Source organism: Rhodococcus sp. AH-ZY2, assembly GCF_030916465.1.
GTDB lineage: Bacteria > Actinomycetota > Actinomycetes > Mycobacteriales > Mycobacteriaceae > Rhodococcus > Rhodococcus ruber.
Genome location: NZ_CP126458.1, coordinates 5,265,714 through 5,290,359, shown reverse-complemented (window position 1 = coordinate 5,290,359; position 24,646 = coordinate 5,265,714). Strand labels below are relative to the sequence as shown.

At 69.0% G+C, this 24,646-nt stretch carries 23 protein-coding genes and 1 pseudogene; 12 read left to right on the top strand and 12 right to left on the bottom strand.

Annotated features, from left to right (window positions below):
- Positions 1–159: 159 nt before the first annotated feature.
- Positions 160–789: a TetR/AcrR family transcriptional regulator gene (locus tag QNA09_RS25350; protein ID WP_248957412.1), complete on the bottom strand. Its 630-nt coding sequence runs from the start codon at positions 787–789 to the stop codon at positions 160–162.
- A 198-nt stretch (positions 790–987) separates the two neighbouring features.
- Here QNA09_RS25350 and mihF point away from each other — a divergent pair, with 198 nt between their 5' ends.
- Positions 988–1,305: an integration host factor, actinobacterial type gene (gene mihF / locus QNA09_RS25345; protein ID WP_003937196.1), complete on the top strand. Its 318-nt coding sequence runs from the start codon at positions 988–990 to the stop codon at positions 1,303–1,305.
- Between the two features lie 113 nt (positions 1,306–1,418).
- Positions 1,419–2,333, top strand: coding sequence for a cation diffusion facilitator family transporter (locus QNA09_RS25340; RefSeq protein WP_119699311.1), 915 nt, complete (start codon positions 1,419–1,421; stop codon positions 2,331–2,333).
- Between the two features lie 259 nt (positions 2,334–2,592).
- On the opposite strand, the gene QNA09_RS25335 is transcribed toward QNA09_RS25340, so the two are convergent.
- Positions 2,593–3,003 carry a VOC family protein gene (locus QNA09_RS25335; RefSeq protein WP_017681143.1) on the bottom strand — a complete coding sequence of 137 codons (411 nt, stop codon included), beginning with the start codon at positions 3,001–3,003 and terminating at the stop codon, positions 2,593–2,595.
- A 180-nt stretch (positions 3,004–3,183) separates the two neighbouring features.
- Here QNA09_RS25335 and QNA09_RS25330 point away from each other — a divergent pair, with 180 nt between their 5' ends.
- Positions 3,184–3,633 (top strand): helix-turn-helix transcriptional regulator, encoded by a 450-nt coding sequence (locus tag QNA09_RS25330; protein ID WP_017681142.1) that lies wholly within the window; start codon positions 3,184–3,186, stop codon positions 3,631–3,633.
- A 56-nt stretch (positions 3,634–3,689) separates the two neighbouring features.
- Positions 3,690–6,083 carry an ATP-binding cassette domain-containing protein gene (locus QNA09_RS25325; RefSeq protein ID WP_374121866.1) on the top strand — a complete coding sequence of 798 codons (2,394 nt, stop codon included), beginning with the start codon at positions 3,690–3,692 and terminating at the stop codon, positions 6,081–6,083.
- Between the two features lie 37 nt (positions 6,084–6,120).
- Here the strand turns inward: QNA09_RS25325 and QNA09_RS25320 are convergent, their stop codons facing one another.
- Positions 6,121–6,891 carry a thioesterase family protein gene (locus QNA09_RS25320; protein ID WP_059174670.1) on the bottom strand — a complete coding sequence of 257 codons (771 nt, stop codon included), beginning with the start codon at positions 6,889–6,891 and terminating at the stop codon, positions 6,121–6,123.
- A gap of 178 nt (positions 6,892–7,069) precedes the next feature.
- The gene (locus tag QNA09_RS25315) at positions 7,070–8,449 is read right to left on the bottom strand and encodes a rhodanese-like domain-containing protein (RefSeq protein WP_248957411.1); all 1,380 of its coding nucleotides are present in this window, start codon (positions 8,447–8,449) and stop codon (positions 7,070–7,072) included.
- A gap of 129 nt (positions 8,450–8,578) precedes the next feature.
- Here QNA09_RS25315 and QNA09_RS25310 point away from each other — a divergent pair, with 129 nt between their 5' ends.
- On the top strand, positions 8,579–8,881 hold the full coding sequence (locus tag QNA09_RS25310) for a metal-sensitive transcriptional regulator (protein ID WP_003939454.1): 303 nt from the start codon (positions 8,579–8,581) through the stop codon (positions 8,879–8,881).
- A gap of 174 nt (positions 8,882–9,055) precedes the next feature.
- On the opposite strand, the gene QNA09_RS25305 is transcribed toward QNA09_RS25310, so the two are convergent.
- Positions 9,056–9,688, bottom strand: a complete 633-nt coding sequence (locus QNA09_RS25305) for a bifunctional 2-polyprenyl-6-hydroxyphenol methylase/3-demethylubiquinol 3-O-methyltransferase UbiG (protein WP_248957410.1) — start codon at positions 9,686–9,688, stop codon at positions 9,056–9,058.
- A complete protein-coding gene (locus QNA09_RS25300; protein WP_248957408.1) occupies positions 9,688–10,062 on the bottom strand; it encodes a glutaredoxin domain-containing protein in 375 nt (124 codons plus the stop codon). Before QNA09_RS25300 ends, QNA09_RS25305 begins: the two co-directional genes overlap by 1 nt.
- Before the next feature lie 182 nt (positions 10,063–10,244).
- On the opposite strand from QNA09_RS25300, the gene QNA09_RS25295 reads away from it, so the two are divergent.
- The 4 genes from QNA09_RS25295 (at position 10,245) to QNA09_RS25280 (ending at position 14,530) form a co-directional block, all read left to right on the top strand.
- Positions 10,245–11,132, top strand: a complete 888-nt coding sequence (locus QNA09_RS25295) for a slipin family protein (protein ID WP_003939451.1) — start codon at positions 10,245–10,247, stop codon at positions 11,130–11,132.
- On the top strand, positions 11,129–11,887 hold the full coding sequence (locus tag QNA09_RS25290) for an SDR family NAD(P)-dependent oxidoreductase (protein ID WP_248957406.1): 759 nt from the start codon (positions 11,129–11,131) through the stop codon (positions 11,885–11,887). The genes QNA09_RS25295 and QNA09_RS25290 overlap by 4 nt, the downstream gene beginning before the upstream one ends.
- A gap of 59 nt (positions 11,888–11,946) precedes the next feature.
- Positions 11,947–12,768 carry a class II glutamine amidotransferase gene (locus QNA09_RS25285; RefSeq protein WP_248957405.1) on the top strand — a complete coding sequence of 274 codons (822 nt, stop codon included), beginning with the start codon at positions 11,947–11,949 and terminating at the stop codon, positions 12,766–12,768.
- 103 nt (positions 12,769–12,871) lie between these two features.
- On the top strand, positions 12,872–14,530 hold the full coding sequence (locus tag QNA09_RS25280) for an MFS transporter (protein ID WP_124258907.1): 1,659 nt from the start codon (positions 12,872–12,874) through the stop codon (positions 14,528–14,530).
- Here QNA09_RS25280 and QNA09_RS25275 read toward each other — a convergent pair.
- The 5 genes from QNA09_RS25275 to QNA09_RS25255 all read right to left on the bottom strand — a co-directional run bounded on the left by QNA09_RS25275 (position 14,494) and on the right by QNA09_RS25255 (position 18,871).
- The gene (locus QNA09_RS25275; RefSeq protein ID WP_248957404.1) at positions 14,494–15,852 is read right to left on the bottom strand and encodes a diacylglycerol kinase family protein; all 1,359 of its coding nucleotides are present in this window, start codon (positions 15,850–15,852) and stop codon (positions 14,494–14,496) included. The two genes, QNA09_RS25280 and QNA09_RS25275, sit on opposite strands and share 37 nt — an antisense overlap.
- Positions 15,849–17,285, bottom strand: coding sequence for a hypothetical protein (locus QNA09_RS25270; protein ID WP_374121865.1), 1,437 nt, complete (start codon positions 17,283–17,285; stop codon positions 15,849–15,851). Before QNA09_RS25270 ends, QNA09_RS25275 begins: the two co-directional genes overlap by 4 nt.
- A gap of 131 nt (positions 17,286–17,416) precedes the next feature.
- Positions 17,417–17,878: a hypothetical protein gene (locus tag QNA09_RS25265; protein ID WP_010596010.1), complete on the bottom strand. Its 462-nt coding sequence runs from the start codon at positions 17,876–17,878 to the stop codon at positions 17,417–17,419.
- A gap of 71 nt (positions 17,879–17,949) precedes the next feature.
- Positions 17,950–18,177, bottom strand: a complete 228-nt coding sequence (locus tag QNA09_RS25260) for a hypothetical protein (protein WP_010596009.1) — start codon at positions 18,175–18,177, stop codon at positions 17,950–17,952.
- A gap of 76 nt (positions 18,178–18,253) precedes the next feature.
- Positions 18,254–18,871 (bottom strand): hypothetical protein, encoded by a 618-nt coding sequence (locus QNA09_RS25255; RefSeq protein ID WP_010596008.1) that lies wholly within the window; start codon positions 18,869–18,871, stop codon positions 18,254–18,256.
- Positions 18,872–19,113: 242 nt separating this feature from the next.
- Between QNA09_RS25255 and QNA09_RS25250 the strand changes: the two genes are divergently transcribed.
- Positions 19,114–19,527 carry an SHOCT domain-containing protein gene (locus QNA09_RS25250; RefSeq protein WP_010596007.1) on the top strand — a complete coding sequence of 138 codons (414 nt, stop codon included), beginning with the start codon at positions 19,114–19,116 and terminating at the stop codon, positions 19,525–19,527.
- Positions 19,528–19,890: 363 nt separating this feature from the next.
- Here the strand turns inward: QNA09_RS25250 and QNA09_RS25245 are convergent, their stop codons facing one another.
- Positions 19,891–22,245: an arylsulfatase gene (locus tag QNA09_RS25245; protein WP_308072142.1), complete on the bottom strand. Its 2,355-nt coding sequence runs from the start codon at positions 22,243–22,245 to the stop codon at positions 19,891–19,893.
- 259 nt (positions 22,246–22,504) lie between these two features.
- On the opposite strand from QNA09_RS25245, the pseudogene QNA09_RS25240 reads away from it, so the two are divergent.
- Together QNA09_RS25240 and QNA09_RS25235 are read left to right on the top strand one after the other, a co-directional pair.
- A pseudogene (locus QNA09_RS25240) lies at positions 22,505–23,739 on the top strand (cation:proton antiporter).
- Positions 23,740–24,045: 306 nt separating this feature from the next.
- Positions 24,046–24,516, top strand: coding sequence for a DUF6325 family protein (locus QNA09_RS25235; RefSeq protein WP_003939438.1), 471 nt, complete (start codon positions 24,046–24,048; stop codon positions 24,514–24,516).
- Positions 24,517–24,646 lie beyond the last annotated feature (130 nt).

Genomic DNA, 24,646 nt, shown 5'->3' with positions numbered 1-24,646 from the left:
TGCGTCGGCCTGTCGGCCAAACGATCGTTCGGGTGACCTACAGAGTCACCGAACGAGCGTTCGGTGTCAACCTCGGTGCCGATGAAGGGATCCGAACTGGAGAAACGCTGACGGGAGAAAGGAAGACTACCACGCTCGAGACGGGCAGCCGATCGACCGCTAGGAAGCAGGGGCGCCGACGCGGCGGGGGCGGTGCTGCACCATCGCCAAGGCGAGATCCGCGTAGCGGTCCGCGAGTTCCTCCGCCCGCAGCGGCCCGTCGGACCGCCACCAGGTGCACACCGACTGGCCCATGTTGATGATCCCGCGCACCGCATCGCGCGGGAACTCCACCTCGAAGGCCCCCTCTTCGACGCCCCGCTCGACGACGTCGCGGAACAGGCCCTCCTGTTCGTCGCGCAGCGCGACGACGAGCCGGCGACCGGCCTCGTTCAGGCTGCGCAGTTCCGTCGCACCCACCAACGCATCGAGCTGCCGGGTGGTATGGAACATGACCCACGCCCGCACCAGCGCCTGCAACTGCGCGTCCGGCGAACCACCCGCCCGCAGCAACGCCCCCCGGGTCATGGCGATCGCATCGTGCAGCGCCCGGGTCATGATGTCCTGCAGAATCTCCTGCTTGGACTTGAAGTGGTGGTAGATCGAGGCGACGGTGATGTCGGCGTCGCGGGCGATGTCCCGCATCGAGGTGCCGTGGTACCCGCGCTCGTTCATGTTCCGCAACGCCGAGTCGAGGATCGCCTGCCGGCCGTTACCGGTCCCGACCGTAGCCGCCTTCGCCGCGCTCATCGTCTACTCCGTCCCGCCGGTCGTGAACCGCTGACAGCGTAGTCGCAGGGCGGGTGCCCGAATCGGCCGGATCCGCCCCGCGAATCCCGAGACGGCCGTCTCCGCGTGCCGAACCGACGGATGTCGGTCCGACCTGGCAGCATCAGCCGCGGCAGCCTCGCCCGGGGCCGCTCACCATCGGACAACACAGGGGGCGTCATGCCAGCACCCGTTCTCACCGACGAACAGCGCACCGCCGCACTCGCCAAGGCCGCCGAAGTGCGCAAGGCCCGCAGCGAGCTGCTCGCCGCCGTCAAGGCCGGCGAGCTCGACGTCCCGGCCGTGCTCGAGAAGGCGGAGACCGACGAGGTCGTGAAGAAGACGAAGGTCTCCGCCCTGATCAAGGCGCTGCCGGGAGTCGGCGCGGTCAAGGCCGCCAAGCTCCTCGAGCAGCTGTCGATCCCGGACACCCGCCGCATCGGGGGCCTCGGCGCCAACCAGCGTCAGGCGCTGCTCGACGCCACGACGGCCGCCTGACCCGTCGTTCGGCCCGGCGCAGGTGTTCCCGCGTCCCGAAAGGGGAACACCTGCGCGGGCGCGTCGACCACGCGCTCCGCGACCACGGAAACCGACCGAGCGGGAGGAGTCGGATGACGACGTCCGTGCCCGAATCGCGGCAACAGCAGGACCGGCTGTTGTTCCGATTCATGCTGCTCTCCTTGGCCGCCGCGGTGGTCACCATCGTCCTCAAGGCGAGCGCCGCATGGGCGACCGGCTCGGTCGGGTTCCTCTCCGATGCCCTCGAATCCGGCGTCAACCTCGTCGCCGCGGTGGTGGCGCTGATCGCGCTGCGGGTGGCGGCCCGCCCCCCGGACGCGAGCCACCACTTCGGCCACGGCAAGGCCGAGTACGTCTCCGCCCTGGTCGAGGGCGCGATGATCTTCGTCGCCGCCACCGCCATCATCTGGACCGCGATCGAACGCCTGATCAGCCCGGTTCCGCTCGTCCAGCCCGGGCTCGGACTGGCCCTGTCGACCGTCGCCTCGGTGATCAACCTCGGCGTCGGCCTCACCCTGCTGCGTGTGGGACGCACGCACCGCTCGATCACGCTCGTCGCGGACGGCAAGCACCTGCTGACCGACGTATGGACCTCCGCCGGAGTGATCGTCGGCATCGCGCTGGTCGCCGTCACCGGCTGGGAGCCTCTGGACCCGATCGTGGCGCTCGCCGTGGGCGTCAACATCCTGTGGACCGGGTACCGGTTGCTTCGCGGCTCGGTCAGCGGCCTGCTCAGCGCCGCCCTCCCCCAGCACGAACAGGACCAGGTCAACGCCGTACTGGACGGGTTCCGTGCCGAGTGCCCCGTCGAGTTCGCGCCGCTGCGTACCGTCGAATCCGGGCGGCAACGTCAGGTGTTCGTCGTCGTGACCGTGCCCGGGGACTGGACCGTGCGGACCGCTCACGACATGGCCGACCGCATCGAGGCGGCGATCGACGCGGTGCTGCCGCACACCGAGACCTTCATCCACGTGGAACCGGCAACCGCCGGCCCGGGCAGTGCCTGACCCAGGGTAGGAGGTGCAGCGACCGCTGCCGTCGTCTTACGCTCCCGCATTCTCCGTGCTCGCGGGACACCCCGCGAGCCCATCCGAGCCGGAGTTCCGAATTCCACTGCCGTCCGGAATGTCTCGTCACAACCCAGAAGTGACGCAGGTCAGTACCGTGCCGGCGCCGCGGCGACACCGGGAGTGCACCGCGGCACCGGTGGCAGCGAGGAACGGTCGACGGTGTGCCGTCCGCCGGCGGCAGTGTCCGACGTAGGGCTCAGCGAAGCTCCTGGATCCGCACCAGATTGCCCGCCGGGTCGCGGAAGGCACAGTCGCGGATGCCGTACGGCTGCTCGGTCGGCTCCTGGACGACCTCGGTGTCGCCGGCCTGCACCTTCTCGAACGTGGCGTCGAGATCCCGGGTGGCCAGCAGGATCCAGCCGTAGGTGCCCTTGGCCATCATCTCGGCGATGGTGCGGCGCTCGTCGTCGGTGATGCCCGGGTCGACGGCCGGCGGCGCCAGGAGGATGGACGTGTCGGGCTGACCGGCGGGGCCCACCGTGATCCAGCGCATCTTGCCCTGCCCGACGTCATTGCGGACCTCGAAGCCGAGGACGTCGCGATAGAAGGCGAGGGAGGCGTCCGGGTCGTCGTGCGGCAGGAAGCTCGTGTGAATGGTGATGTCCATGACGAGCAGGTTAGGAGCGTCTCCGTGTCCCGCGCTTCTCGATTCCTGATCGATCCGCCGAGCGCGAGTCCGTTCCTCGCCGTCGCGCGGCCGATACCGCTTCGTCGACGAACTCGCCGTCCACGCGTGGCACGCCGGAAGCGCTGGGCAACTCCGTTGCCACGTGGCACGATCGCGTACGTGACCGGGGGACCTGCTGACGCGCAGCGCCTGCGCGATCTCGCGCGGCTGCGCCGCGTCCGCGACCGCATCGACCGGGAGTACGCCCAGCCGCTGGACGTCGAGGCGCTCGCCCGCGGGGTGCACATGTCGGCGGGGCATCTCAGCCGGCAATTCCGGGCGGCGTACGGGGAGTCGCCGTACGCGTACCTGATGACGCGGCGCATCGAACGCGCGATGGCACTGCTGCGTCGCGGCGATCTGAGTGTCACCGAGGTGTGCTTCGCGGTGGGCTGCTCGTCGCTGGGCACCTTCAGCACTCGCTTCACCGAGCTGGTCGGTGTGCCGCCGAGCATCTACCGGCGTCAGGCGGCGCACGCGGCGGCGGGGATGCCGTCGTGTGTCGCGAAGACGGTGACCAGACCGATCAGGAATCGAGAAGCGGGAGCCGCGGAGCCGCAACTAGCCTGACCGCCATGACGTCACCGTTGACCCGAGCTTTTCCCCTCCCGGCAGATGGAGACCCGATGAGCATGGCCACGAAGACGGACACGCGGTCGCACGCGCCGCACGTTGCCGACAGCCACGACCTGATTCGCGTCCACGGTGCGCGGGTGAACAACCTCCACGACGTCAGCGTCGAGATCCCGAAGCGCCGGTTGACGGTGTTCACCGGCGTCTCCGGCTCGGGCAAGAGCTCGCTGGTGTTCGGCACGATCGCCGCGGAGTCGCAACGGCTGATCAACGAGACCTACAGCGCCTTCGTGCAGGGCTTCATGCCGACCCTGGCGCGTCCCGACGTCGACCTGCTCGAAGGACTGACGACGGCGATCATCGTCGACCAGGAGCGGATGGGTTCCAATCCCCGCTCCACCGTCGGCACCGCCACCGACGCGCACGCGATGCTGCGCATCCTCTTCAGCCGGCTGGGGCAACCGCACATCGGTTCCCCCAACGCGTACTCGTTCAACGTCCCCTCGGTGAAAGCCAGCGGTGCGATCACGGTCGAGCGCGGCGCCGGCAGGACGAAGACCGAGAAGGCGACCTTCCACCGGCTCGGCGGCATGTGCCCGCGCTGCGAGGGGATGGGCTCGGTCACCGACTTCGACCTGTCCGCGTTGTACGACGAGAACCTCTCGCTCGACGAGGGTGCACTCACGATTCCCGGGTACAGCATGGACGGCTGGTACGGCCGGATCTACCGGGGCTGCGGATTCTTCGACCCGGGCAAGCCGATCCGCAAGTACACCAAGCGGGAACTGCACGACCTGCTCCACAGGGAACCGACCAAGATCAAGGTCGACGGGATCAACCTGACGTACGAGGGGCTGATCCCGAAGATCCAGAAATCGATGCTGTCCAAGGACGTCGATGCCCTCCAGCCGCACATCCGGGCGTTCGTGGAACGGGCCGTGACCTTCTCCACCTGCCCCGCCTGCGGCGGCACCCGGCTCGCCGAGGAGGCCCTGTCCTCGAAGATCGGCGGCAGGAACATCGCCGACGTCTGCGCCATGCAGATCAGTGACCTGGCCGACTGGGTCCGCAGCCTGGACGAACCGTCGGTGGCTCCGCTGCTGACCGGGCTGCAGCACCTTCTCGACGCGTTCGCGGAGATCGGGTTGGGCTACCTCTCCCTCGACCGGCCGGCGGGCACGTTGTCCGGCGGAGAAGCCCAGCGCACCAAGATGATCCGACATCTCGGTTCCTCCCTCACCGACGTCACGTACGTCTTCGACGAGCCCACCATCGGACTGCACCCGCACGACATCGCCCGGATGAACGACCTGTTGCTGCAGCTGCGCGACAAGGGCAACACCGTGCTCGTCGTCGAGCACAAGCCGGAGGCGATCGCGATCGCCGACCACGTCGTCGACCTCGGACCGGGCGCCGGCACCGACGGTGGCGAGGTGGTGTTCGAGGGCACCGTCGAGGGACTGCGCACCAGTGGCACGCTCACCGGGCGGCACCTGGACGACCGCGCATCGGTGAAGCCCGCGGTGCGGACCCCGTCGGGTGTGCTCGAGGTGCGCGGCGCCGACACGCACAACCTGCAGAACGTCGACGTGGACATCCCACTCGGCGTGCTGGTCGTCCTCACCGGCGTGGCGGGCTCCGGGAAGAGCTCGCTGATCGACGGTTCGGTGGCCGGGCGCGAGGGCGTGGTCACGGTCGACCAAGGGGCGATCAGGGGTTCGCGGCGGAGCAATCCGGCGACGTACACCGGGCTGCTCGATCCGATCCGGAAGGCGTTCGCGAAGGCCAACGGCGTGAAACCGGCGTTGTTCAGCGCCAACTCCGAGGGCGCGTGCCCGGCGTGCAACGGCGCCGGGGTCATCTACACCGACCTGGGAGTGATGGCCACCGTCGAATCCACCTGCGAGGAATGCGAGGGGAAGCGGTTCCAGGCGGCGGTGCTGGAGTTCACGTTCGGCGGGCGCAGCATCGCGGACGTGCTTGCGATGCCGGTGGCCGAGGCCGAGGGGTTCTTCGGCGCGGGCGAGACACGGATCCCGGCGGCGCACAAGATCCTGCAGCGGCTCGCCGACGTGGGGCTCGGCTACCTCAGCCTCGGTCAACCGCTGAGCACGCTGTCCGGCGGTGAACGCCAGCGGCTCAAGCTGGCGACCCGGATGGCCGAGAAGGGCGGCGTCTACGTCCTCGACGAACCGACGACCGGTCTGCACCTCGCCGACGTCGAGCAGCTGCTCGGGCTGCTCGACGGATTGGTCGACGCCGGCAAGTCCGTCATCGTCATCGAGCACCACCAGGCGGTCATGGCGCACGCCGACTGGATCATCGACCTCGGTCCCGGCGCCGGCCACGACGGTGGCCGGATCGTCTTCGAGGGCACCCCCGCCGACCTCGTCGCCGCGCGGTCCACCCTCACCGGCGAGCACCTCGCGGCCTACGTCGGCGCCTGACCGTGTCCGTCGCGCGTGCGCCCCGCCGGCACGACGGTCAGTTGGGACGGACGGTGAGGATCTGGGACACGGTGCCGACGGGACCGCGGGTGTCGTGGAGGACGCTGCTCGTCAGGCCGAGACCGTCGGGACCGAACGAGACGGTGGTGTCGAAGCCGAGCCAGTCACCGCGGGGTTCGGTGAACAGGTGGGCGGTGAGGTCGACGTTGGGGAAGGCGACGTCTTTCGGGGACACCCGCGCGGTCATGCCGTTGGCGATGTCGAACAGACCGGCGGCACCGGCCGGCGCGCTGACCTTCTCGTCGAGCACCAGGGGGAGCGGCGTGCGCACCCAGTACGCCGCCCGGCCCGGCTCGAGCTGGGCGCGGCGGACCTCGGTGGAGGCGATGAACCCGCCCGGCCACACCGTCGAGGCGTCCCACGGCTCCATGGCCTCGGGCGGGTCGATCCGCGGCAGCGACGTCGCCTCCAGCGCGGGGGTGGGACGAGGTTGCATCAGCCAGGCCCGCAGCCGGACCGCGGCGCGACCGTCGTGCGTGAGGACGGCCTCGACGAGCTCGATGGTGCGCCCGGGACGCAGGACCGTCACGGTGGTCTCGACCGTGTCGACCGGGACGGTGCCGAGGATGTCGTAGGACAGGCGGGCGACGACCAGTCCGTCGTCGCGGCGGGCATCCCGGTCGCATTCGACGGCGTGGACCAGCAGCCCCAGCGCGGGCGCGATGTGCTGCTCCTGCGGGTTCCAGGCGCCGCCGACGTGGTGGGTCGGCCGGAACGCGGCCGGACCGATCCGTTCGAAGTAGGCCATCTGCTGCTCCAGAGGTCGGGGACTCGTCCAGGCATGATCCCAGGCGGGCACGCTCCTCCGCGGACCGGACGGTGCCGAGCAGGACGGTGCCTGATAGGACGGTGCCTGATAGGACGACGGCAGCCCGCCCCCTGGTCGACCAGGGGGCGGGCTGCCGTGAATTGCGGAGGTACCGCGGTCAGGCGGGGACGTGGGCCTCGGCCCAGGCGTTGTACCCGCCGAGCAGGTCCGACACGTTCTCGAAGCCCTGCGCCCGCAGCAGCGACGCGGCCACACTCGACCGCCACCCGCCGGCACAGTGCACCACGATCGGCTTGCCGGTGGGCACCTGCTCGAGCCGCGCCCGCAGCTGCGCCAACGGAATCGGCACCGCCCCCGGAATCGTCCCGAACTCCCGCTCCCCCGGATTGCGGATGTCGACCAACGCCACCGCCTCCGCGGCGAGCATCTCGTCGAGCTCGGCGACGGTGGTGCGCGGCGCGCTCTGCACCAGCTCCGCCAGCTCCGCCGGGAACACCCCGTCGTGATCGACCGTCAGATACCCCAGCGCGTTGTCCGACCCGATCCGGGCCAGCCGCACCGCCGCGTCCTGCTCCTCGCCCGGATAGGTGATCAACACGATCGGCTCCCCCACCTCGGCGACCATGCCGCCGGTCTCGGCGAACCGCCCGTCGAACCCGACGTTGACCGACCCGCGCAGATGCCCCGCCGCGAACTCGTCCACGCTGCGCGCATCGAGCACCCGGGTCCCGGCGGCCAGCTCCGCGCGCACCCGCTCCGGGCTCAGCGCCGGGATGGCCCGGCCCTGATCGAGCAGCGGATGCAGGCTCTTGTTCAACCCGGCATCGACCGAGAAGTACGACGGCGCCGCGGGCTGGCCCTCGGTGACCAGCGCGACGAACGCCTCCTCGCTCATCGGCTGCACCGACGGGTTGCTCACCCGCTGCTCCCCGATCGTCGAGGTCAGCTCCGCCGACAGGTTCTTCCCGCACGACGAGCCGGCGCCGTGCGCGGGCATCACGGTGACCTGATCGGGCAGGGTCAGCAGCTTCTCGTGCACCGTGTGGTACATCGCCCGGGCCAGGTCCTCGGTCGACGAATCCCCCAGGTTCACCAGGTCCGGCCGGCCCACGTCCCCGATGAACAGCGAATCCCCGGTCAGCACCGCCGTCGGCGTCGCCCCCGGATGCTCGCGCACCAGCACCGAGATCGACTCCCAGGTGTGCCCCGGGGTGGACAGGATCTCGAGGTCCACCTCCCCGAGCGAGAGGTGCTCGCCGTCGCGCAGCCGGCGGATCGGGTAGTCCGCCTCGGCGGCCTCGCCGAACCCGATCCACGCCCCGGTCGCCTCGAGCAGCTCGAGGTGCCCGGAGACGAAGTCGGCGTGGAAATGGGTGTTGATCACACCCTCGATGCTCAGCCCGTGCCTGCGCGCGTCGTCGAGGTACTCGGTGACGTCCCGGCGCGGATCGACCACGATCGCCCGGCCGGTGCTCTCGTCACCGATCAGGTACGACGCGTGCGACAGGCACTCGATGTAGTACTGCTCGAGAATCATCGTGGTTCCTCCGTATGAGTCGATTTCGTCCTCGATGTGGACAACCCTGCCACATACCCCCTAGGGTATGTCAAGTACCCCATGGGGTATCCAAGCGAACCCCGCTCCCCCCCGACCGGAAGCACAACCATGAACACTCCTGCCGCCCCCGTCGCCCGGACCGCCGTCACCCCCGAAGCCGATACCCAGGTGCTGCATCGGCTGCGCCGCGCCCAGGGGCAGCTCGCGGGCGTCATCGCCATGCTCGAGTCCGGCCGCGAGTGCCGGGACGTGGTGACCCAGCTCGCCGCCGTCTCCCGGGCGCTCGACCGCGCCGGCTTCAAGATCGTTGCCGCACAGCTTCGTCGGTGCATGCTCGACGAGGAGGACGACACGTGCCCCGACCGGCTCACCGAGGAACAGCTCGAGCGCCTCTTCCTCGCACTGGCCTGAGGGCTACCGCCCGGCGACCCTGAGGGCTACCCGCCCGGCGACCCTGAGGGCTACCGCCCAGTGACCCTGAGGGCTACCGCCCAGTGACCCTGAGGGCTACCGCCCAGCGACTCTGAGGGCTACCCGCCCAGCGACTCTGGGAGCTCCCCCCGGGTGACGACGTTCGCGCCGCGATCAGCGCCGTCGGGCCCCGACCACGGTGTCGTGCACGGTGACGACGCGTCCGTCCGGGTCGGTGACCTCCCGCGCGACGGCGGCATCGGTGACGACGTCCCAGCCGTCGGGATCGAGCAGCGCCACGACGTCCGCCCCCGTGAAGAACAACTCGGGTCGCGGCGGACGCGGCACGGTGGTCTGCAGGTCGGAGGGGTGATGCCCGACGATCAGGAGGGTGCCGCCGGGGGCGACCGCCTCCCCCAGCCGACGGAAGAGGACGTCACGTTCCGGCGAGGGCAGGTGCATGTACTGCGCGGAGACCAGGTCGTATCGCCCTCGGCCCGGGTCCCAGGCGGTCAGGTTCTCGTGCAGCCACGAGATGCGGCCGGCGACCTCGGCGCCGGCCCGGTCCGCGTGCTCGGCGGCGCGTTGCAGGGCGACGCCGGAGACGTCCACACCGTCGACGCGCCAGCCGCGCTGCGCGAGCCAGATGGCGTCCGCGCCCTCGCCGCAGCCTACGTCGAGGGCGAGTCCGGGTGCGAGATCGGCCGCCTCCCCCACGAGGTGACGGTTGGGCTCACCGCTCCACAGCGTGGGGCGGGAGCGGTAGCGCTCGTCCCAGAGTTCTTCGTCCTGAGGATGTTCGGACATCACGACTCCTTCGATCGTCGGGACGGGGATTCGAGCGGCCGATTGCGGAACGTCTCGGACAGTCGGGACCACAGCGTCGTCGGCCGGGGCCCGACCAGCTCGCCGACCCGGCCGGGGAGATACCGCTCGATCGCCGATTCGACTTCTCGCACAGAGGGATTGACGAGTGCGACCGGTCCGATGAAGACGGTCGGCACGATCTCGTCACCGCCGGTCACCGCGCGGATCCGTTCGGCGGCGGTCCGGTCCTGCCAGATGTCGGTCTCGGCGGTCTCGATACCGCGCCTGCGCAGGCCCCGGCGCAGCCTCGAGCAGAACGGGCAGCCCGGTCGCCACAGCACCTCGACTCCGTCGACGAAGTCGGCCGATGTCATCCCGACACTCCCTCCACGTAGGCTCGGCATACCCAAGGGGGTATACAGGCTTCACTGTACCGGCCCGGTCCGCGCTGCGCGTCCGACACCGTTCCCGGCACGGTGACCTTCGACCCTTTCCGGCGATGCCCCAGGGGTGGACCGTGGAACCACAGCCGCGAAGCGATGCGGAAGGAGAAGCCGTGGCCGCGTGGATCGTCCTGGCCGGCGTGCTCCTGGTGGTCGCGCTGTTCGTCCTGTCGCAGGCCGTGCATGTGGTGACCCAGTACGAGAAGGGCGTGCTGTTCCGGTTCGGCCGGCTCATCGGTGTCAAGGAGCCCGGACTGCATCTGATCATCCCTCTCGTCGACCGGTTGACGAAGGTGTCCCTGCGGATCGTGACGATGCCGATCCAGTCCCAGGGCATCATCACCCGCGACAACGTCAGTGTCGACATCTCTGCCGTGGCGTACTTCCGGGTCATCGATGCCGTGAAGTCGGTCGTCGCGATCGAGAATGTGGCAGCGGCGATCGATCAGATCGCCCAGACCACGCTGCGCAGGGTCGTCGGCCGGCACACGCTCGACGAGGCACTGTCCGAGACGAACGTGATCAACGCGAACATCCGCGAGTTTCTGGACGTGTCCACTCTGGAATGGGGCGTCGAGGTGACGCTGGTGGAACTGAAGGACATCCAGCTGCCCGACAGCATGAAGCGGGCCATGGCGCGGCAGGCCGAGGCGGAGCGGGAGAAGCGGGCCAAGATCATTGCCGCCGAGGGCGAGTCGATCGCCGCGACCGCCCTCGGGCAGGCATCCGACACGATGCTGGCCCACCCGCTCGCCCTTCAGTTGCGCAACCTGCAGACACTGGTGGAACTGGGCGTCGAGAAGAACACGACCGTGGTGTTCCCGGCCCCCATGATGAGCGCCATCTCCGAACTGAAGACGTTCCTCGACCGCGAGATCACCGCCGCCACGGCGGGTCCGCCGCGTAGCGCCGCGGACAGCGCACGACCACCGGAATCCGAGATCGCCCGAAACGGCACCCCGGCACCAACGGTATCGGCACACGAGGGGTTGGGGTCATGACGGAACTCGACGGGGGTTCGGTCCTCGTCACCGGGGGCAGCAGCGGCATCGGCGCCGCCGTCGCCACGATCCTCGCCGGTGAAGGCGCCGGTGTCGTCGTCGCCGACGTGCTCGACGATGAAGGCACCCGCCACGCCGCGACGCTCGGCAACGGCTCGAAGTTCGTGCACCTCGACGTGACCGACGAAGCGCAATGGTCGGAGGCGGTCGCCGTGGCCGAATCCATCGGTCCGTTGCGGGCGTTGATCAACAACGCCGGCATCCTGGCCGTCGGCACCATCGAGGAGCAGACCCGAGTCGAGTTCGAACGCGTGCTGCAGGTCAATCTCGTCGGCCAGTGGCTGGGAATGCACGTCGCCGGCCCGGCGCTGCGTCGCGGGCGCGGGGTCGTCGTCAACGTCTCCTCGACGGCCGGCCTCATCGGCTACGCCGGCCTCGGCGCCTACGTGGCGAGCAAATGGGCGCTGCGCGGCCTCACGAAGACCGCCGCGCTCGAGTTCGCCCCCGACGGGGTCCGGGTGTGCTCGGTGCACCCCGGCCCCATCGACACACCGATGACGGCGGGAATGGACCGCGGCATCGCCGCCACGCAGCCGATCCCCCGCTTCGGCAGTCCCGAGGAGGTGGCCCGGATGGTGCGGTTCGTCGTCACCGAGGCCACCTACTCGACCGGCTCCGAATTCCTCGTCGACGGGGGCGCCACCACCGGCTCGGTGCTGAACCTGGAGACAACGGATTCCCCAGCGACACAATAGCTCGGGAAACCAGAGCACCGGCGCCGGTGGGGTGATTCGATGACCGGGTGTGCAGATGGATGGCCTACTCGGGCGAGCCGATCCTCGTGGAGGACCTGCTGTTCAAGCCCGAGCATTCGCTCATCGACCAGAGCCTGCACTCCCATCTCGGAGCCACCACCACCAATGGTGACGGATTCGGAATCGGCTGGTACAGAATAGGTTCCGAACCAGCCCTGTTCGAGAGCATCGACCCGGCATGGAACAACCACAACCTGCGGGAGATCGCCGGGCAGATCCGCGCCCCGCTACTGTTCGCGCATGTGCGCGCCTCGACCGGCACGCAGGTGCAGCGCAGCAACTGCCACCCGTTCCGGCACGGGGAATGGCTGTGGATGCACAACGGCGAGATCCTCGGCTTCCGGGAGATCAAACGAGAACTGATGATGGCCGTGGATCCGTCGCTGTACCCGGACGTCGCGGGTACCACGGACTCCGAGGTGCTGTTCTTCCTCGCTCTCACGTTCGGTCTCCGGGACGATCCGTTCACCGCGGTCGGCCGTGCGGTCGGGATGGTCGAGAAGGTCGCCCGCGACCACGGAATCGACGACCCCGTACAGATGACCGTGGCCACCACGGCCGGCGACACGATCTGGGTGTTCCGCTACTCCACTGAAGGCCGGACCCGGTCGCTGTTCTACTCCACCGAGGTCGCCAAACTCCGCGAGCTGCACCCCGAGGTGGAGATGTTCCATCGTCTGGGCATCGACACCCGGTTCGTCGTGTCCGAACCGCTCCGCGATCTGCCGGGCGCATGGAACGAGATGCCCGAGTCCTCGGCCGCCGTGGTCGGCCCCGCGGGCAACGACATCCGGCGGTTCCGGCCGCTCGAGCCGGTGTAGCCGAGATCCGGGACGTTGTGCCCTGTAGCTGTGCGTCGGCAGCATGCGATGGTCTAACCTGCGTGAACGCAGCAGTGTCGAGGGCCCCCGAGAGGTCGATGCCATGAGTCTCGAGAGTTCACAGAAGGGGCCGGCGACGGCCTCGGGTTCCGCCCTGGTGCTCGCGGTGCTGGCTGCGGGCCAGTTCCTGATGACGCTCGACAGCTCCGTGATGAACGTGTCGATGGCGACCGTGGCCGCGGACGTGAACACCACCATCACCGGCATCCAGACCGCTATCACCCTCTACACGCTGGTGATGGCCACCCTGATGATCACCGGCGGCAAGGTCGGCACCATTCTCGGCCGGCGCCGGGCGTTCGGGCTCGGCCTGATCATCTACGGTGCCGGCTCGTTCGTCACCGGCATCGCACCGAATCTCACCGTCCTGCTCATCGGCTGGTCCCTGCTCGAGGGCATCGGTGCGGCCCTGATCATGCCCGCGATCGTCTCCCTGGTCGCGGCGAACTTCCCCGCCGAACGCCGTCCCGCCGCCTACGGACTGGTGGCCGCCGCGGGCGCTGCGGCAGTCGCGGTGGGGCCGCTGCTCGGCGGGGCGGTGACTACGTTCGCGTCCTGGCGCTACGTCTTCTTCGGTGAGGTCGTCGTCGTCTTCTTGATCCTGCTCACGCTGCGCCGCGTGGAAGACATTCCACCCCAGCGGATCCGGCTCGACCTCGTCGGCTCGCTCCTGTCGGTGGTCGGCCTGGGAATGTTCGTCTACGGCGTGCTGCGCTCGAGCGAGTGGGGCTGGATCCAGACCAAACCCGGCGGACCGCAGATTCTGGGTCTGTCCCCCGTCATCTGGCTGCTGCTCGGCGGCCTGTTCGTGCTCTACCTGTTCCTGCGCCGGGAGACGTACCTGGCGAAGACGGGCGGCGAACCGCTGGTCGATCCCGCGCTGTTGAAGAACAGCCAGCTCACCGGGGGGCTGAGTATGTTCTTCGCCCAGTTCCTCATCCAGGCCGGAGTGTTCTTCTCCGTCCCTCTGTTCCTGTCGGTGGTTCTCGAACTCAGTGCGCTCGAGACGGGCGTGCGGATCCTTCCGCTGTCGATCGCTCTGGTCCTGGCGGCCATCGGAATCCCGAAGCTGCGACCTCACGCGAATCCCCGGCTCGTCGTCCGGCTCGGTCTCGGGACCATGGCCGTCGGCATCCTCATCCTTGTGGGCGGAATGGATCCCGGCGCCAGCGCGGCGGTCGTGTCGATCCCGATGCTGCTGATGGGTCTCGGCCTGGGGGCGTTGGCCTCCCAGCTCGGTGCGGTCACTGTGTCCGCGGTGCCGGACTCGCAGAGCGCCGAGGTCGGCGGTCTGCAGAACACGGCGACCAATCTCGGGGCGTCACTGGGAACCGCCCTGATCGGGTCCATCCTCATCGCCACCCTGACCACCTCCGTCATCGCCGGTATCGAGAACAACCCGGCGGTACCGGACTCGGTGCAGCAGCAGGCCGCCACGGACATGGCTGCCGGGGTGCCGTTCCTGTCCGACACCCAGCTCGAGGGGGCGTTGGCCGATGCCGGGGTGGACGAGTCCACTGCGGACGCGATCGTCGAGGTCAACTCGGACGCGCGGCTCGAGGCGCTCCAGGTGGCCTTCGCCGTCACGGCGCTGCTCGCCGTCGCCGCCCTGTTCGGCACCGGATCGCTGCCGCGCGTGCCGGTAGGCTCGCGGCCCGGGGAAGGTCAGCGCAGGCCCGACGAGACCGACGACGAACGCTGAGGCCGGAAGGCCAGGTCCCGGAGCCGCGCCCAGTCCCAGGTCGGTGCCGAGACCAGGGTTCCCGGACGCCGTCGGGGCACCCGCACCCGCAGCGCCTGTGGTTCGACGGTGCAGCGCACCGGTGTGGGCAGCGTCAACGCTTCCCCGTCCACCCCGACCGGTATCTCCGGGGCTTCCGCGTCGACGATCACCTCGGTGGCCACGCGCTGAACCAACCCCCGGCTGTGGGTGCGGCGCAGCAGGTCGACCGCCTGCCCCGCGCCGGCTACCGAGATCGTCACCACCCCGAGCACCCCGCGATCCAGCCGGGGCCGGCGTCCCAGCCCCGCGAGGTCGTCGGTCGCGTACGGGTCGTTGCTCACCAGGACGGCCTGCGCGCCCTCCACCGTCGTGTCACCGTCGATGCGGGCCCGCAGCCGGGTCGCGCTGTCCCGGGCGAGCAGGTCGGGCATCATCCGCAGCGCCGTCCCGGTCTTGTCGTCCCGGTATTCCGGGCTCTGCACCACGTCGGCGTAGACGCCGAACGAGGCGTTGTTGACGAACACCCGTCCGCCGATCCTGCCGAGATCGACGCGCAGTTCCACCCCGTCCCGCAGCGCGTCCAGGCCCGCGGCCGGGTCCTCCCGGTCCAGGCCCAGATCCAGCGCGAAGTGGTTCCGCGTGCCGGCGCTGATCACCAGGAACGGCAGTCCGTGCTCGGCCGCGATCGCCGCCACCAGGGCCTGGGTGCCGTCGCCTCCGGCGACACCGAGCAGGTCGGCGCCCCGCTCCACCGCCTGCCGGGCCAGGGCCTCGACGTCGACGGGACCCGGCCCGGCGAGCAGTGCCACCTCGGCACCGAGTTCCTCGGCCTTGCGTTGCAGATCGAACTTCACGACCTTGCCGCCCCCCGAGCGGGGGTTCATCACCAGGAACGGGCGGTGGACCGGCGGAGCGGGGTACTCGGGCATCCCCTGTTCCGAGCCCCGTCGCAGGGCCGCCCGCGCGCACAGCAGCGCGAGCAGCACCAGGGCAACCGACACCAGCGCGACCCACAGCACGCCCTCCCGCACGAACAGCACGGGCAGGACGAGAGGTGCGATCACAGCCAGGCCCAGTGACAGCGCACGCGCCAGCCCCCGGGTCGCGAGGAACCAGTACAGGGCCGCGACCGTCACCGCTGCCACCGCCACGCTCACCACCAGGAGTGCAACAGCGCCGCGCAGGCCCGCGACGACCACCGGCACGACGGCAGCGCAGAGGACGGCGACGAATGCCGCCCGCGCCCACCAGCGGCGCGAAGCCGGTACCTGGTCGCCGGGAGCGGCGTCCACCGGGTTCACGTCCCGCTCTTCGAGTCCGCGTCGGGCACGATCTCCGTCGGTTGCTCCCAGGTTCGTGCCGGCCGGATCAGCACCTCGAGCGCGAGCAACGCCAGCAGGGCACCGAGAACGATCCACACGACCACGAGACCGGTCGGGTACCGCCAGAACATCAGCATCAGCGCGGCGACGCCGATGATCGCCAGCCGCAACGCGGTCCGCGCCCGGTAGGCCCCGGCTTCCACCTGGTTCGGTGGCCGCGGCTTACGGGACCGCTGCACCGCGTCCATGCCTCGCCCGAATCCGCGACGGACGGCTGCCGCGGAGGCCGATCCCCCGGTCAGGTACGCCCCGACCGCGATCACCAGGCCGAGGACCGCCACCGCCCGCAGCGCGGTCCGCAGCGGCACCAGCACCGTGTCGGCGATCGCCGAGGCGGCGTCCGGGGACAGCACGTCCGGGGGAATGTCGCCGAGGTAGAGGGACCGGGCGACGATCAGCGCGATCGCGAGGATCAGCATCCCCACGAGCAGTGCCGTCCCGACGAACGCCAGGGCACGACGGCGACGGCCGGGCGGAGCAACGGCCACCGCGGCCACCGCGGCGGCGATCGTGAGCCACGGCAGCACATCCGACGCCGTGTTCAGGGCGCTGACCGCCCGTTGCGCCTTGATCAGTTCCGGCGACTGGAACAGCACGAACTGCTTGTCGATGTCCGGGATCTTCTCGGCGAAGGAGAATCCCCGGTCCAACAGACGAGCCTTGACGTTGTCGATGATCGTGCCGAGGGAGATGCTGACCGTGCCGCTCTCGTCCACCGTCACCGAGGACGGCCCGCCCTCACCGGTGACGACTGCCACCAGACCGGTGTGCGCGGCTCGGTTGGCCTGGATCCACAGATCCTCGAACTGGTCGGTCTGCACCAGCGACAGCACCGTCTCGTACACGAAGTTGCGTGCCTGCCCGGCGATCACCGGCGCGAGGCCCTCCACCGCCCGGTCCACGCGCGGCGCGTCCGCGGTCGCCGGAACGGCATCGGTCAGGGCGGTCAGCGCGTCGGACGTGAGGCCTTCGACATCGACCCGCGCGAAGATCTCGTCGGTGACCGTGCCCGCGATCTCGGTCTGCACCGCGGGATCGGAACCGAGCGGGGCCACCGTGGTGACGTACCGATCCGTGTCGAGGATTTCGCTGCGGACGAACCGCGCCGTCACCGACGTGATCGCCAGCAGAGCGACCAGCACGGTCAGGATCGCCACCGCAGTCCAGCGCAACGCGTGCCGCGGCGGACGCGACACGGGCGGGGGCGACGGCGGGGGCGCCTCGGGCGCGGCCTCCGTCCGCGCCCGCAGCGCGGCCACCTCGGCCCGCAACCGCTCGAGCTCGGCCCGTTCGGCGGTGTCGAGCGGAGCGGTGCCCGTGCCGCTGCGCGTAGGCTCGCTGTCCATCGTCATCTCATTCCACTCGGTGTGACACGGCGGCGGACGAAGCGCTCCAGGGGGATCGAAACCTCTGCACCCTTTGATATTCCGCCGATCGGTGGACGGCCCGGGGTCGATCACCTCGGTCCGGCCTTCACGCGAACCTAGTAGTCCAGCCGTGGATTCCAGGTCGATACCGCCCAGATGACCACCACGTCGAGAGCGATGATCAGAATCGACCACCACGGGTAGTACGGCAACCACATGAAGTTGAGCAGGATCGACAGGGCCGCGACGACGATCGCCGCGACCCGGCCCCAGGTGGCCCCGGTGAGGAGGGCAGCACCTACCACGATGAGGACGGCACCGGTGACGATGTGGATCCAACCCCATGTGGTGAGATCGAACTCGAAGGTGTATTTCTGTCCCACCACGAACAGTTCGCCCTCCGCGACCGCCGCGACGCCCTGCAGCAGTTGCAGAATTCCCACGGTGGCGAGAACGACGGCGGCACCGACCGAAGTGCCCGTCGCGATCTTCTGTCCGACGCTCCTTTCGGCGGTACTGCCCCGGCTCACGCTGCCGTGGCTCGCACTGCCCTGCCCGACACGCACATCCTCGGACACGACCCGTCCCCTTTCCTGAGATCCGGCTCGGTGATCTGCGGTGAAACGACCCGTCGTATCGCCTCCGTTCCTCAGCCGGCGGGTGAGCTTCGGAGCCGGGACCCGACTCGGGTCTGCGCCCAGGACTCGGGCCTCAGATCGTCGACCTGCACACGGGGACCGTAGAACTCGTGAACCAGGCCGAGGACGCGGGCGAGCACCTCCGCGTCCGTGAGATCGTCACGGAGCACCAGATGCAGTTGAGCCGGACTGTCGCCGAAATCCTTCGGCATCATCAGCCGGCACACCCAGTCGCTCATCCGGGCCTCCCGACGCAAGATCTTACCCGGCAAGAAGATCGAGAATGCCGCTTCGCGCCGACCGGCATCCCGACGGTCAACCCATCGACCATCCCGGGCTCCTTCCGACGTCGTTCCACTCCCGATCCAGGGCCGAGATCCTCCGCTTCGCACCGGCCCGGTGCACTCCGTAGAGGAGCAGCAGCGCGACACCGGAGCCCATCCCCCACACCGTGAGCGCGGCAACGACACCGGCTACGACGCCGTCCGAGCCTGTTCTGGGCGCGGCGACGGGATCACCGTTCGAGTCGATCCAGATGTCGATCGTCTCGCCGGGTTTCGCACCGAAGGGCACCTCCACCCTGCCCGTGCGTGTTTCACCGGTCTCGGTCGTCCACCGCGCCGTCGCTCGGTCCGGGTCGCCCGGACCCCGTGTCGCGGTGTCTGTCAGGGCGTCGGCTCGCGCAGGTGCCGGTTCCTCGAGAAGGACCGCCGCCACCTGGTGCCGTTGCTGATGCTCCTGCATCGCCAGTTGGCCGATCCGGGCGTAGGTCGCCGTCCCGTAGGCGGCGGCGAACGGAATCAGGACGAGCACGAACAGTGCCACGGCCAGGACGAGGGCGGATTCCACTCGCTCGGATCGTCGCATCAGGGGATTGCCGCTCCACGGAGCGCGGCGCCACAACCGGAGGGCCAGGGGCTGCTCTGCGTTCATCTCGATACTCCTGCAGTTGCTCGACTACAGTGTTCCGCCGCCGACGGCCGGTGGTGTAGAGCACAAGGTCACCGCTCGATTCGGGTGGTCGCGAGAAGGAGCCGGGGCCTCCGCCCGGCGGTGAGATCGAGGGTCTTTGTCCCCTGGGGAGAGGCCGGTCGCGGTGTCATTCTCGATGTGAGTCGCCCGGGTCGTCGGGAGCTCCGCCCCACCCGGGGTCCGCACACAGAGAGGTGCACATCATGGATTCGTTCTGGGATTACGTGTGGTACACGATCATCGTCTTCGCCTTCGTGGCCTACCTGATCGTGCTGTTCCAGATCTTGGTCGACCTGTTCCGCGATCACACCGTGTCCGGCTTCGCCAAGACCCTCTGGGTGATCGGGCTGGTCCTCTTGCCGTACCTGACAGCCTTCGTCTATCTGATCGCCCGGGGCCGCGGCATGGCGGAGCGGTCGATGCGCGCCCAGCAGGAGACCAAGCAGGCCACCGACGAGTACATCCGGCAGGTGGCCGGCAAGTCCCCGGCCGAGCACATCGCCGATGCGAAGGCTCTGTACGACTCGGGAGTGATCACCGAAGCCGAGTTCGAGCAACTCAAGGCCACGGCGCTGGGACGGACATCCGCTGGACAGGCGGGCATGCAGGTCCGGTAGGAGAGGTCCTGCACGGCATCCGGAGAACGGGCGATCCGGTTCCGAGATGCTGGAAGCAGGCAACCAGCAGGCCACGCACCGAAGAACACGAGGTGGTTCCGGGTGGGGCCTTCCGGTTGGGTGGGGTCGGAGGAGTTCCGCCCCGAGGACACCACCGGCAAGATGCGGGTACGGACGACGGTACCGACACCCACCCGCCGGTGGATCCTCGAGGGCGGATCACACCTCTGCGCACCGACGACTGTCGGCGCTACCGGCCCGCAGCCAGGCAAGGGGAAAGCGCGGAAAGGTCCACCTGCCTCGTCGGTTCCCCTGTCTCATCGCGTTTTTCTGCATCGCGCGCGGTCGCTGAGAAACGGGGGGTCAATCGATCGAGAACCAGGCCCGCACCTGCGCCTCGTGGTCGACGTAGCGTTCGCCGGAGACGTCGACGACGACCTTGTCGATCGTGCCCCCGGTGAAGCGGAACGGGGACACGTAGTCCGGGGTGACCGGCGAAGCACTGTCGCGCCCGACGCAGATGCCGTCGCCGACGAGGCAGAACGCCCCCGGCTGGGTGACGATCTCACCGGAGGCCACCTGCTGATCGTCGACATAGAGAGTCAGGGTGCCGGCGAAACCCGGCATCGCCGGATCGGTGTTCTTCCCCGATACGGCGAATTCGGCGGTGCACACGTGGGCGCCGGGGGTGATGTCCCGGTCGGCGACCACGGTCTGCAGGTGCGTGCCGACCCAGTTGAAGGCATAGCGCAGCCGTCCGTCCTTGACATACAGGCTGTGGCCGCCGGCCAGGCCGCCGTGGGCGTACAGGACTCCCTCGGCAGCAGCCGAGTCCACGTGCACACCGGCGACGATCGTGTAGGACCGTCCGGTGATGGCGACGCCGGCCGCCTCCGGGACGTCCGCGCAGTCCGGATAGTAGACATAGCGGTCGCGCTTCTTGCCCGGGTGGGGACGTTCGGCGAGCACCTGTTCGAGGGCGCTGCGATCGTCCAGCGGCAGGCCGTGGTGACGACCCGCGTAGTAGAACCACAGGTTCTTCAGAGCTTCCAGCCGCTCGGGTTCGGCGTCGGCGAGGTTGTGCAGTTGCGCCCGGTCCTCCGCGAGGTTGTACAGCTCCCACACGTCCTTGTCGAAGTGCCCCCACCCGGACAGGGGCGGATGCACGGAACAGACGAGCCACCCTTCGTGATACAGCGAGCGCTGCCCCAGCATCGTATAGAACTGCACGGCCTTGCCCGGTGCCGTGGGATCGGTCAGTGAGACCGCGAAACTTTCTCCCTCGAGCGGACTCTGGGGGTACCCCTTCAGAACCTCGGGTGGGGTGATGCCGAGCAGCTCGTAGATCGTCGGCACGACGTCGACGGCGTGGACGTATTGGTCCCGCGGCTCGGGCGCCGGCGGGATCTTCGCCGGCCACGAGACCACACACATGTCGGCGACGCCGCCCTCGTAACCGGCCCAGCGTTTCCAGTACGGAAACGGCGTGTCGAAGGCCCATGCCCAGCCGGTGTTGTAGTGGTTGTACGACGTCGGGCCGCCGAGTTCGTCGATGTGGGGAAGGTTCCCCTCGGTCGTGTCGGGGATCCCGTTGAAGAACCGCCATTCGTTGAACGATCCGTTGGGTCCGCCTTCCCCGCTGGCACCGTTGTCGGAAACCACGACGACGAGGGTGTTGTCGAGCTCGCCGCTCGCGTCGAGCATGTCGATCACCCGGCCGAGCTGGTCGTCCGTGTAGGAGATGTAACCGGCGAAGACCTCGGCCATCCGGACGAACAGGCGTTGCTCGTCGGCGGTGAGCGAGTCCCAGGGCCGGACGGTGTCGAGCAGCGGCCACGGCTGACCGTCGGGCCCGGTGGTGGCCGGCTCCCCGTGCGGATTGATCGGTGACAGCTCGGTGTTCTCAGGCAACAACCCGAGGTCCTTCTGCCGCTGCAGGATCTCGACGCGGATGGCCTCGTAGCCCTGGTCGAACCTGCCCTTGTACCGGTCGGCCCATTCGGTGAACACGTGGTGCGGGGCGTGCCCGGCCTGCGGGGCCAGGTACATGAAGAACGGCTTGTCGGGGTCGATGGTCTTGGCGTCGCGGATGAACCCGATCGCCTTGTCCGCAAGGTCCTTGGACAGGTGGTAGCCGTCCTCGGGCGTTCCGGGCGCTTCGATCGGGTGATTGTCGTAGACCAGATCGGGGTACCAACTGCTGGATTCGCCGCCGAGGAATCCGTAGAAGCGCTCGAATCCGCGGCCCAGCGGCCACCGGGACTTGACCGCCGACATGTTCATTTCTTCCCCCGGCGTCAGATGCCACTTGCCGACGCAGTAGGTGTTCCATCCCCGCTCGGCCAGGACCTCCGAGACGAACCCGTTCTCGAACGGGATGTGGGTGCTGATGCCGGGGAATCCGGAGCTCAATTCGGCGATGGTCGCCATTCCGTTGGTCGTCGCGTTGCGTCCGGTCAGCAGCGACGCGCGGGTCGGGGAACACAGCGCGGTGGTGTGGAAGTTCGAGTACTTCACGCCGCGGTCCGCGATCCGCCGCATCGTCGGGGTCTCGATCGGACCGCCGAAGATGTCCATACTGCCGTACCCGACGTCGTCCCAGGCGATGATCAGGACGTTCGGGGCGTTCTCGGGTGCCTGGGCGGGCAGATACGGCGCCCAATCAGGGACGGAATCACGAATGTCGACCGCGATCTTTCCGTGGTGGGTTCTTGCCATGGCAACGCTCCCGATCTCGAGCAGACCTGTCGTCCTCCGGCATCTCGAGCGTACCGACCAGCCGAATCACCAGACATGCAAACGGCACGATCCGGCGATGTCTCATCGCATGATGTCTCGGATTCGGCAGATATGACGACGCCGCCCCTCCGGTTGAGCCGGTCCCGGAAATCCGGTGCGGCGAGGCGAGAAGGACCCGACTCATGATGTGGATCATATTGTCGTTCCTGGAAGTTCCGCCGCTCCCAGAGGAGGCATCGTGACCTGGGCACTCCCGGCGATCGCCGGCATCTTGCTCGTCTTCGCGGCGATCTCCGGACGGGTCGCGGGCACCTCCGTCACGGCTCCGATGGTCTTCACCGTCGGCGGCCTCGTGCTGGGCGCACAGGCTGCCGGGCTGATCGACATCGAGGCGACCAGCGAAACGGTGAAACTCCTCGCCGAGGTCACCCTTGCCCTCGTGCTGTTCTCCGACGCCGCTGGTGTGGACCCGACCGCTCTACGGTCCGAGATCTCGCTTCCTGCACGTCTTCTCGGTATAGGACTGCCGCTGACCATCGCGGCCGGCTTCGCCGCCGCGGTGCTCGTGCTGGGCGACCTCTCCTGGCCCGAGGCGCTGCTGCTCGCCGTTCTCCTCGCGCCCACCGACGCCGCTCTCGGGCAGGCGGTGGTCACCCTGCCGATCCTGCCGACGCGGGTGCGCCAGGGACTCAACGTCGAAAGCGGCCTCAATGACGGCATCTGCGTACCGCTGTTCCTGATCGTGCTGGCGATCGCACGCGCCGAGTCCGGGGCGATCGGCGGCGGTGCAGCCGTACGGTTGGTCACCGAGCAGATCGGCTACGGCATCCTCGCCGGGGTAGGTGCCGGAGCGGTCGCGGCGGCGGTACTGATCCTCGCCGTCCGGCATCGCACGATCGACCCCCTGTGGGTTCAGATCGTGCCGGTGGCCGCCGCCACGCTGGCCTACACCGTCGCCGTGCCCCTCGGCGGCTCGGGATTCATCGCCGCCTTCGTGGGTGGGCTGACCTTCGGGACGATCCGGCGCCGCGCCGACGGGGAGGTCTCCCAACTGATCGACGAGGCGGGGATGTGTTCAACGCCGTGACGTTCATCGTCTTCGGGGCGGTGTTGCTCGGGCCGGCCCTCGAACACCTGTCGTGGCCGATACTCGCCTACGCCACGCTGAGCCTGACCGTCGTGCGCATGGTCCCCGTCACACTGTCGCTGCTCGGCACCCATGCCCGCGCCCCCACCCTCGCCTTCCTCGGCTGGTTCGGCCCCCGCGGACTGGCCACCATCGTCTTCGTCATCCTGATTCTCGAAGAACCCGGTACCCTGCCTCACGAAGACCTGCTACTGCTCACCGCTGTTGTCACCGTGGGCCTGTCGGTGCTCGCCCACGGAGTCACCGCCGCCCCCCTCGCCGACCGGTACGCCGCATGGTTCCGCCGCCACCCCCGACCCGAACGGAAGCCGGCACACGAGGCGTAGACGCCGCGGCACCGGATATGCGTCCGGAATATCCGGTCTGTCCTGCTCGGGTCCATATCAGGCGCCGTAGGTCACCGGATCGAGCGGTCTTCACCGAGCTCCTTTCCGGGCGCGGCCATCAGGTCTACCGTCGATTGCGTAGAACCCACCGGCAGACCGACTTGCCAGGTCGTCATCGGACTCTCCGACAAGCCGGCCGTCCGGGACGAGGCGGCACGTGGACGCCGCCGAATCAGACGTGGAACCCGCCACGGGTATGTGGCCTTGCCACTCCATCGACGGCAACTCGGCAAAGGAGACGACGCGATGACCGAACAGGTCGAACGACAAATCGACAGTGACATCGACGAACTCGGTCCGGTGGACTGGATCGTAGTGGAGTTCCCGGGCAGCAGGTTCAGGGGCGAGATCGCACCCGCCCTCGAAGAACTCGTCGAACGCGGAACAGTACGCGTCCTGGATCTGCTGTTGCTGAAGAAGGACACCGACGGATCGCTCGAAGCGTTCGAGCTCGCCGACCTGGACGAAGCCGAGATCGGCGCGCTGCGCTCCTACGAAGCCGAGCTGGCGATGCTGCTCAGCGAGGAGGACGTCGAGGCGGTCGCCGCGGCCGTAGAGCCCGGCAGCACCGCGGCCTTGCTGGTGTGGGAGAACCTGTGGGCCGCGCCGTTCGCGTCGGCGATCCGCCGCGCCGGGGGACAGCTGGTGGCCAGCGGCCGCATTCCCGTACAGGCCCTGCTGGCCGCAATCGAGGCCGACGAATCGGAAGGAGACTGACATGCCTCTCGCAGCCAGGCGCATGCGCCGCGCCGCAGTGATCGGGCCCGCGCCCGTGGCTCGTACGGCCACGACTGTCGCAACCGCAGCGGTGGTCGCTCACGGCGTCCGCCGGCGTTCCGACCGCCGG

Excerpts from the sequence above, each read along its gene's own strand:
- QNA09_RS25300 (WP_248957408.1), bottom strand. The coding sequence starts at position 10,062 with ATGACATCGGCCGACTTCGTCGACGGAGTCGAGGTGCTGTGGCGACCG.
- QNA09_RS25315 (WP_248957411.1), bottom strand. The coding sequence starts at position 8,449 with ATGATTCTCGAGCAGTACTACATCGAGTGCCTGTCGCACGCGTCGTAC.
- QNA09_RS25325 (WP_374121866.1), top strand. The coding sequence starts at position 3,690 with ATGAGCATGGCCACGAAGACGGACACGCGGTCGCACGCGCCGCACGTT.
- QNA09_RS25320 (WP_059174670.1), bottom strand. The coding sequence starts at position 6,891 with ATGGCCTACTTCGAACGGATCGGTCCGGCCGCGTTCCGGCCGACCCAC.
- QNA09_RS25335 (WP_017681143.1), bottom strand. The coding sequence starts at position 3,003 with ATGGACATCACCATTCACACGAGCTTCCTGCCGCACGACGACCCGGAC.
- QNA09_RS25250 (WP_010596007.1), top strand. The coding sequence starts at position 19,114 with ATGGATTCGTTCTGGGATTACGTGTGGTACACGATCATCGTCTTCGCC.
- QNA09_RS25255 (WP_010596008.1), bottom strand. The coding sequence starts at position 18,871 with ATGAACGCAGAGCAGCCCCTGGCCCTCCGGTTGTGGCGCCGCGCTCCG.
- QNA09_RS25340 (WP_119699311.1), top strand. The coding sequence starts at position 1,419 with ATGACGACGTCCGTGCCCGAATCGCGGCAACAGCAGGACCGGCTGTTG.
- QNA09_RS25245 (WP_308072142.1), bottom strand. The coding sequence starts at position 22,245 with ATGGCAAGAACCCACCACGGAAAGATCGCGGTCGACATTCGTGATTCC.
- QNA09_RS25350 (WP_248957412.1), bottom strand. The coding sequence starts at position 789 with ATGAGCGCGGCGAAGGCGGCTACGGTCGGGACCGGTAACGGCCGGCAG.
- QNA09_RS25310 (WP_003939454.1), top strand. The coding sequence starts at position 8,579 with ATGAACACTCCTGCCGCCCCCGTCGCCCGGACCGCCGTCACCCCCGAA.
- QNA09_RS25260 (WP_010596009.1), bottom strand. The coding sequence starts at position 18,177 with ATGAGCGACTGGGTGTGCCGGCTGATGATGCCGAAGGATTTCGGCGAC.
- QNA09_RS25280 (WP_124258907.1), top strand. The coding sequence starts at position 12,872 with ATGAGTCTCGAGAGTTCACAGAAGGGGCCGGCGACGGCCTCGGGTTCC.
- QNA09_RS25305 (WP_248957410.1), bottom strand. The coding sequence starts at position 9,688 with ATGTCCGAACATCCTCAGGACGAAGAACTCTGGGACGAGCGCTACCGC.
- mihF (WP_003937196.1), top strand. The coding sequence starts at position 988 with ATGCCAGCACCCGTTCTCACCGACGAACAGCGCACCGCCGCACTCGCC.
- QNA09_RS25270 (WP_374121865.1), bottom strand. The coding sequence starts at position 17,285 with ATGACGATGGACAGCGAGCCTACGCGCAGCGGCACGGGCACCGCTCCG.
- QNA09_RS25285 (WP_248957405.1), top strand. The coding sequence starts at position 11,947 with ATGGCCTACTCGGGCGAGCCGATCCTCGTGGAGGACCTGCTGTTCAAG.
- QNA09_RS25290 (WP_248957406.1), top strand. The coding sequence starts at position 11,129 with ATGACGGAACTCGACGGGGGTTCGGTCCTCGTCACCGGGGGCAGCAGC.
- QNA09_RS25235 (WP_003939438.1), top strand. The coding sequence starts at position 24,046 with ATGACCGAACAGGTCGAACGACAAATCGACAGTGACATCGACGAACTC.